This window comes from Natronococcus pandeyae (assembly GCF_008122205.1).
GTDB lineage: Archaea > Halobacteriota > Halobacteria > Halobacteriales > Natrialbaceae > Natronococcus > Natronococcus pandeyae.
This window is the reverse complement of sequence record NZ_PHNJ01000024.1, coordinates 38,677-45,074: the sequence shown is the minus strand read 5'-3', so window position 1 is coordinate 45,074 and position 6,398 is coordinate 38,677. Positions and strand designations below refer to the sequence as shown.

Sequence of the window (6,398 nt, the reverse complement as noted above, 5' to 3'; positions counted from 1 at the left end):
GACGACGAGTTCGACCTCTCTGAGGAGGCACACGCCTTCACCGCCGGCATCCTCGAGCACGCGCCGGCGATCACGGCGGTCGCGAACCCCACCGTCAACAGCTACAAGCGCCTGGTTCCCGGCTACGAGGCCCCCGTCTACGTCGCCTGGTCCGACCGCAACCGTTCGGCGCTGATCCGCAAACCCGCCGCTCGCGTCCCCGCGGCGTCGCGCGTCGAACTGCGCTCGCCGGACCCCTCCTGTAACCCGTACCTCGCACTCGCCGTGATGATTCATGCTGGTCTCGAGGGAATCGAGAACAACCTCGAGTGTCCGGACCCGGTCCGCGAGAACATCTACGAGTTCGACGAAAAGAAACGCGAAGAGTACGGCATCGAGACGCTGCCGTCGAACCTCGGCGAAGCAGTCGACGCCCTCGAGGAGGACGACGTCGTCTACGACGCACTCGGCGAGCACATCGGCGAGAAGTTCGTCGAAGCCAAACGCGAGGAGTTCGAGGAGTACCTCATCGACGTCTCCCAGTGGGAACTCGACCGCTACCTCGAGACGTTCTAACCGCCGCCGTCAGTACGACGCCACCGATCTGGATCTTTTTTGTGGCCTGTTCGAACGAGTCGTTAGCTCGTCGCATCGGCCCGCGTCGCGGCCGTCGACAGCGCGGAGAGAAACTGCGGAAGACCGACGACGACGAGGCCGCCCGCGAGTCCGACGGCGAACCAGACGACGGTCGTCTCGACGACGAGGAGGACGAGTGCAACGGTCGCGAGCAACGCGAGACCGAACAACGCACGACCGAACCCGCGGAAGCCGAGCGACCACGGTTCGCGTGCCGGTCTCGCGTATCGCCACGCGAGGGCCGCACCGAGACTGCCGCCGAGGAGTGCGGTGGCGTCGGGTTTACCGCTCCCCCACATCGCGAGCACCGAGAGGGCCGCCGCACTCGCGAACAGGGCGACGGTCGGCGTGAAACGTCCCGTCTTCGCAACACGATCTCGAAGCCACAGGGCGGTCGCCAGATAGCCGACGCCGACCAGCGCGCCGACTGCGACGTCGGTCGGATAGTGGACGCCGACGGCGACCCGGGAAAATGCGACGAGGACGACCATCGCTGCGGCGCCGATCAGCCGCTGTCGTCCGGTTCCAACGTCCGACTCGAGGGCGAGCATCGTCCAGACGATCGTCGCGGCGAGGGCGTGGCCGCTGGGAAACGCCATCGTCTCGAACTCGACGGCCGGGGCGTAGAGGAACGCGACGACGGTCGGCAGCGTCTCGGGTTCGATAGCGGGCCCGACCTCCGGACGGGCGATCTGGAACAGTTCCTTGAGCCCGATCATGACGGCGTAGCCGCCCGTGACGATCCCGAGCCACGGCGCGAACCGGTGGCGGTCCCAGAACCAGTAGGCGAGGACGACTACCGGCGCGACGAACCAGATACTGCCGAGGTGAGAGAGGAGCGCAAACCACAGCGCCATCCACTCGGGGAAACTGTCCCTGGTTGCTTCGACGTGTGCTGATTCGAACCACATGACGCCACTGTGACTGGCCGTTATAGCTGGCGGTGGAAAAACGAGTCGTTCGTTTCAGGCCGGTCGGAGGGCGTCAGGACCGCCACTCACTGACGCGGTCGCGGAGTCGGCCGGGCACTCCGAGCAGGGAGATTCCGGCGCCGACCAGCACCATCAGCACGTAGACGCCGAGGGTCGACGTCCAGACGACGAACATCGCCAGGATCGCCCACCCGCCGGTCAGGAAGTAAAACGCCGCGATCGCCATCGCGGTTCCGTACAGCAAGACGAGGTACGGTCCCCAGCCGTGGGCGTGGCTTCGTCGAACACGCCGGCGAACGTACTGTTTGAGTTCTCCCTCGAGGGATTCTTTCCTGACCGTGCGGCGCTCGACCCCGTCTTCGAACTCGTCGACGCGGTCGCGCAGCCGTTCGATCTCCTCGCGGAGCGCAGCGGGATCGTCCGAGCGGTCCCGCGTCCGGGCGCTCGAGCGTGTTCCCGTTCGCTCCGTGCCGCCCGAATCCGGGCGATCCTGCGCGGTCCCCTCGTCGGCACCCGTAGCGTCGTCAGTCATCGCTTCTGTGGAAAGCTGTCGGGGGCGGGGACTTTGTAGCTGCCGATCCACTTCACGGTTGGCGAGCGTTGCGTTGAGAATTGCACCAAAGATGAGGATAATCGAACCGGCGTACAGCCATACGAGCACGAGGAAGACGGCCCCGAGTGCGCCGTAGAACGCGTACTCGGTGGCGATCCCGGCGTACAGCGAGAAGGTTCGACTGAGCACGAACCACCCCAGGGCAGCGACGAGCGTCCCGGGAAACGCCTCACTGAGTCCGACGTCGGCGTCCGGAAAGATGACGTAGAGCGGCCAGAACGCGACGATCAGTCCCAGCAGCACGAACAGCGGACCGACGAACGCGAGTCCGTCGAACGGAACGAGCGCGAGCGCGAGATCGAGGACGCCGACCAGTCCGAGTCCGATCGTGATCGCGACGACGGCGATCGTTGCATCCCAGAGCGTATCGAGCAGCGACTTCGACGCTGCGGTTCCGTACACCGAAGAGAACGCGCGGTCGAGACCGCGGAGAACCCGGCTCGAGCCCCAGAGGAGGCCCAGTGCACCGACGACCGTCGCTCCCCGGCGGCCGGACTCGTCGACGAGCGTCTCGGCGAGGAGTTGCTGCGCTGACGGCGTCAGAATGTCGTCGGCCGCGGCCGTGACCCGTGCTGCGAGTTGCTCGCCGCCGATCGACGCCGCGATCGCCAGCGAGAGCAACATCAGCGGAACGAGCGAGATGAACCCGTAGAAGGCGACGCCGGCCGCGAGGAGCGTCAGCTGTTCGGTCCGAGCGAGCCGTACGATGTGCGTCGTGAACTCGAGTCCTCGTCTGTGATCGACCACGTGTCGATCATCGAGATACCGCCAGATAGACCGTTGTGTGGCATAGGCCGGCAGTAGATAGTCTACGAGACGGTGAGCCGATCAGTCGAGCGAGTCTGCAGTTGCCTCGCGAATCTCCGCGACGGAGGCGTCCGTCTTGAACGTCGTCCCGCCGTAGTGGGCTCGAGAGCCCTCGTAGCCCGCCTCCCGCAGATCCGCGAGGAAGTCGTCCATCGCGTTGGCTGGCAGCCCCCAGTTTCGACAGAGCTTGTGCTGGTCGTAGTGGGTCGGCTGGTCGAGTTCGGCCTCGAGCACCTCGCAGAGCTCTCGGGCCTTCTCGGCGGTTCCGAACGAGTCGGGAACCGTCTCGCGAACGTCGGCGACGAACTCCCGGTCGCGGATCGAACCGAGCCAGACCGGACCTGCGGCGAGGATTCGCGTTCCCCCGCAGTTCGGACACGTCTCGAGCGGATCGGCGATCAGCCCCGGATCCGCCTCCCGGTGCAGGCAGTCCTCGCAGTGGTAGAGGTGGCCGAGTTCGTCGATCGCCGCGTCGGCCGCGGTCGGCTTGTGCTCGAGTTCGAGGTAGGTCCGGACGTAGTGGCTGGTCGCGTGGGTTAGAATCGGCTCGACGCCGACGTCGAAGCGGGCGGCGCTGCGAGCCAGTGCGGAGAGCAGGATTCTGACACCCATCTCGGCGTGGTAGTCGGTGTTTTGCGGGACGGCGGAGTAGGAGCGGACGCCGCTGTTGAAATGAGCGCCGCACAACGGTGCCGTGTCGGTCGCGGTCACGCAGAGCAGATCGCGGCAGTTCGAGACGGCAGCGTCGGCAAACGGCATCGGTGTTCCGTACGGGTCGAGATCGATCACGTCGAACACCTCCTCGTGCATGAGGGCGTTGACGTCGCGGTGTTCGACGGTCGCTTCGCAGTCGTTTCGCTCGAGGTTCTCCTCGGCGAGGGCGACGGCCTCCTCGTCGACGTCACAACAGGTGACGTCCCAGTCGTCGGCGGCGGCCCGGACGCCGCGGACGCCGCTGGCGGCCATCGCGTCGAGGTACGACTCCGCTCGCGGTTCGCGCTCGCGGAAGGCCCGCAGCGTCGCGATCGTCAGGTCACGGTTCAACTCCTGTCGCGGGTTGTAGAACACCGACTCCTCGACGCCCTCGGTCTGTTCGCCGGGGACCTCGAGTTCGATTCCGCCCTCGGTGACGCGCATACGCTCCTTCGGCGGCGGAGATCGAAAAACGACGTGATCTCTCTCCCCGATCGTTTCGACCGGAGCTGGAAATGGTTGTGACTCCCAACCGCGATAACCAGCATCACTCACGGTATTTATAGACACTCGACAACTGATACCAACGAACAATAAGTAAGAAATCTTAAAGGTTTATCAGTGGGTGGTGGCTCTGGAGAAATATGACGCAAAAATTGCTTTCCCGCCGCCAGTTTGGAACAGCCGCCGTCGCCCTGACGACCGTCGGACTCGCAGGATGTTCGGACGACGAGACGTCGTCCGACGACGATGACGACGGCTTCGATCTCGACAACCCCGGCGATCTCACGATCTACTTCGAGAACGAGGACGGAGAAGCCGTCTCCACCGGTCTCGACATCACGATCGAAAACGAGGAGGAGGAGTTCACTTCCAACCACGGCGCCGACGTCAACGACGGCGAACTGTCGGGTGTCAGCCTCATCTACGAGGGCGAGTACACGGTGACCGTCGAAAGCACCGACGACGAGTTCGATACCGTCGAGGAGACCGTCACGCTGGAAGAAGAGGAGGACGAAGAGCTGACGCTCGTCCTCGAGGGCGCGACGCCTGACTCCGAACTCGACGACGAAGAGGAGGAAGCGGAGGAAGCCGACGACGACCAGGATGAGGAAGGCGAAGACGATGAAGACGGCGAAGACGAAGAAGGTGAAGACGACGAAGACGACGAATAACGAACACAACCGCACGAGTCGACACCCCTCCTCTTCTTCAGTTTCGGTTCTCGGTAGCCACCGAACCAGTACTGACTGTTCGCACGGCCGAACTGCGAGGGTGGACAGTATCCCGACCGGGACGGTAATCCGACGCCGACCTACTCGAGGAACAACCAAACCGATTTTACGGTCCAACACCGAGTTTCTCGCGTGTCGGAAGCGAATCCCGTCGAACGCTGGCAGGCCCGACTCGAGGAAACCGGCGAACTGACGCCGGAAGTCGTCGAGCAGATCTCGAACCTGCACGGTGATCGCGGGGTTCGCGCCATCGAGGCGGTCAGCGAGAATCGGGTGAAGAGCTACCGGGATTTCACGATCGTCGTCGGCTACGACGACGAGTACATCGTCGAGGACGGCGGCTGTACCTGCAAGGATAGCGAGTACAACCTCGACGATGAGGACCCCACCGATCTCTGCTGGCACGTCCTCGCGGTGGCGATCGCCCGCCGCGTCGGCCACGTCGACTACCACGACATGTGGTACTCCGAGGTTCGCGAGTTCCTGTAAACCGAACTTTTTCCGCGTCGGGGTCGCCTTCGGCGACCCACTCGCGCAAAAACTTCGATGAAAAAGGACCGACGGCGAGGCTGGAAGCCGAGCCGTCGGAGAACCGCTCGCTTCGCTCGCGGACTGTTCACGCTTCTCCGAGTGCGAAGACGTGTTGCTCTCTCCCGCTAGTCGACCACAACCGCCGGCTCTTCCTCCCGAAGCTGCTGGATCGCCTCCTCGACCGTTTCGGCGTCGCCCGGATACGTCCCGTAGACGATCTCGTCCGCGTACGGTTCGACCCGTCGGGTGACGCCGGCGAGTCGGTCGGGTTCGATCTCGGTCCCCGAAAGCTGGATCGCAAGCGAAGCGTCGAGGTCCTCGAGCTCGCGGGCGAACCCTCTCGCGAGCGACTCGACCCAGTAAATCGTCTCGTAGCCGGGACCGCACAGCGGGACGAGGAAGCCGTCGACGTGAGTCGCGAGCGCGTGTGGGTCGAGACCGGCCCGCTCTCGGAGGGCTCCCGGATACGGGTCGGGATAGAGCGTGGCGATCAGGTCGCCCTCGACTCGAGTCGCCGCCTCGGCGACGAACTCGGTGATGACTTCGGTCCGCCACGCGTCGCGGTCCTCGAACTCGCTCGCGTCGAACCGGCGCTCGCAGCGGTCGCAGTGACAGAACGAGTCTCCCGGGAAACCGAGCGTGGTGAGTCGCACGCCGCCGACCGTGCCAGCGCGTTCGATCAGCTCGAGTAGTCCGTCACGGTAGTCGGAATCGGTCGGACAGACCGTTCCCCAGTGGTGGCCCTCCGCGGCGGGCGTCGCGCGCGTCCCGTCGGCGTCGACGGCCGCCCGGTCCGGTTCGTCGCGAACCGTCGCCGTATCGCCCCAGCAGGCGACGGAGCTGACCGCGCCCTCGAGTGGGTCCTGGCTCCGGCCGTCCACGTATTCGGTGAAAAAGTACGTGTGATCACCGATATCCGCTCGAGCGAGGTCGCGATCGTCGGTGAGGATGCCGTACATAACCGGTGATGTT

At 64.8% G+C, this 6,398-nt stretch carries 6 protein-coding genes and 1 pseudogene; 3 read left to right on the top strand and 4 right to left on the bottom strand.

Annotated features, from left to right (window positions below):
- A pseudogene (locus CV102_RS24590) lies at positions 1–555 on the top strand (glutamine synthetase); the annotation flags it as partial.
- A 62-nt stretch (positions 556–617) separates the two neighbouring features.
- On the opposite strand, the gene CV102_RS24585 reads toward CV102_RS24590, so the two are convergent.
- The 3 genes from CV102_RS24585 to CV102_RS24575 all read right to left on the bottom strand — a co-directional run bounded on the left by CV102_RS24585 (position 618) and on the right by CV102_RS24575 (position 4,104).
- The gene (locus CV102_RS24585) at positions 618–1,526 is read right to left on the bottom strand and encodes a phosphatase PAP2 family protein (RefSeq protein ID WP_148860639.1); all 909 of its coding nucleotides are present in this window, start codon (positions 1,524–1,526) and stop codon (positions 618–620) included.
- A 73-nt stretch (positions 1,527–1,599) separates the two neighbouring features.
- The gene (locus CV102_RS24580) at positions 1,600–2,907 is read right to left on the bottom strand and encodes a YihY/virulence factor BrkB family protein (RefSeq protein WP_148860638.1); all 1,308 of its coding nucleotides are present in this window, start codon (positions 2,905–2,907) and stop codon (positions 1,600–1,602) included.
- Positions 2,908–2,988: 81 nt separating this feature from the next.
- Complete coding sequence (locus CV102_RS24575; protein ID WP_148860637.1) at positions 2,989–4,104, bottom strand: tRNA (guanine(26)-N(2))-dimethyltransferase; 1,116 nt, start codon at positions 4,102–4,104, stop codon at positions 2,989–2,991.
- 200 nt (positions 4,105–4,304) lie between these two features.
- On the opposite strand from CV102_RS24575, the gene CV102_RS24570 reads away from it, so the two are divergent.
- Together CV102_RS24570 and CV102_RS24560 are read left to right on the top strand one after the other, a co-directional pair.
- Positions 4,305–4,835, top strand: coding sequence for an S-layer protein (locus CV102_RS24570; protein WP_233710814.1), 531 nt, complete (start codon positions 4,305–4,307; stop codon positions 4,833–4,835).
- A gap of 192 nt (positions 4,836–5,027) precedes the next feature.
- Positions 5,028–5,384: a hypothetical protein gene (locus CV102_RS24560; protein ID WP_148860636.1), complete on the top strand. Its 357-nt coding sequence runs from the start codon at positions 5,028–5,030 to the stop codon at positions 5,382–5,384.
- 167 nt (positions 5,385–5,551) lie between these two features.
- Here the strand turns inward: CV102_RS24560 and CV102_RS24555 are convergent, their stop codons facing one another.
- On the bottom strand, positions 5,552–6,385 hold the full coding sequence (locus tag CV102_RS24555) for a hypothetical protein (RefSeq protein WP_148860635.1): 834 nt from the start codon (positions 6,383–6,385) through the stop codon (positions 5,552–5,554).
- Between the last annotated feature and the right edge of the window lie 13 nt (positions 6,386–6,398).

Coding starts and splice junctions, on each gene's coding strand:
- CV102_RS24570 (WP_233710814.1), top strand. CDS start 4,305: ATGACGCAAAAATTGCTTTCCCGCCGCCAGTTTGGAACAGCCGCCGTC.
- CV102_RS24585 (WP_148860639.1), bottom strand. CDS start 1,526: ATGTGGTTCGAATCAGCACACGTCGAAGCAACCAGGGACAGTTTCCCC.
- CV102_RS24555 (WP_148860635.1), bottom strand. CDS start 6,385: ATGTACGGCATCCTCACCGACGATCGCGACCTCGCTCGAGCGGATATC.
- CV102_RS24575 (WP_148860637.1), bottom strand. CDS start 4,104: ATGCGCGTCACCGAGGGCGGAATCGAACTCGAGGTCCCCGGCGAACAG.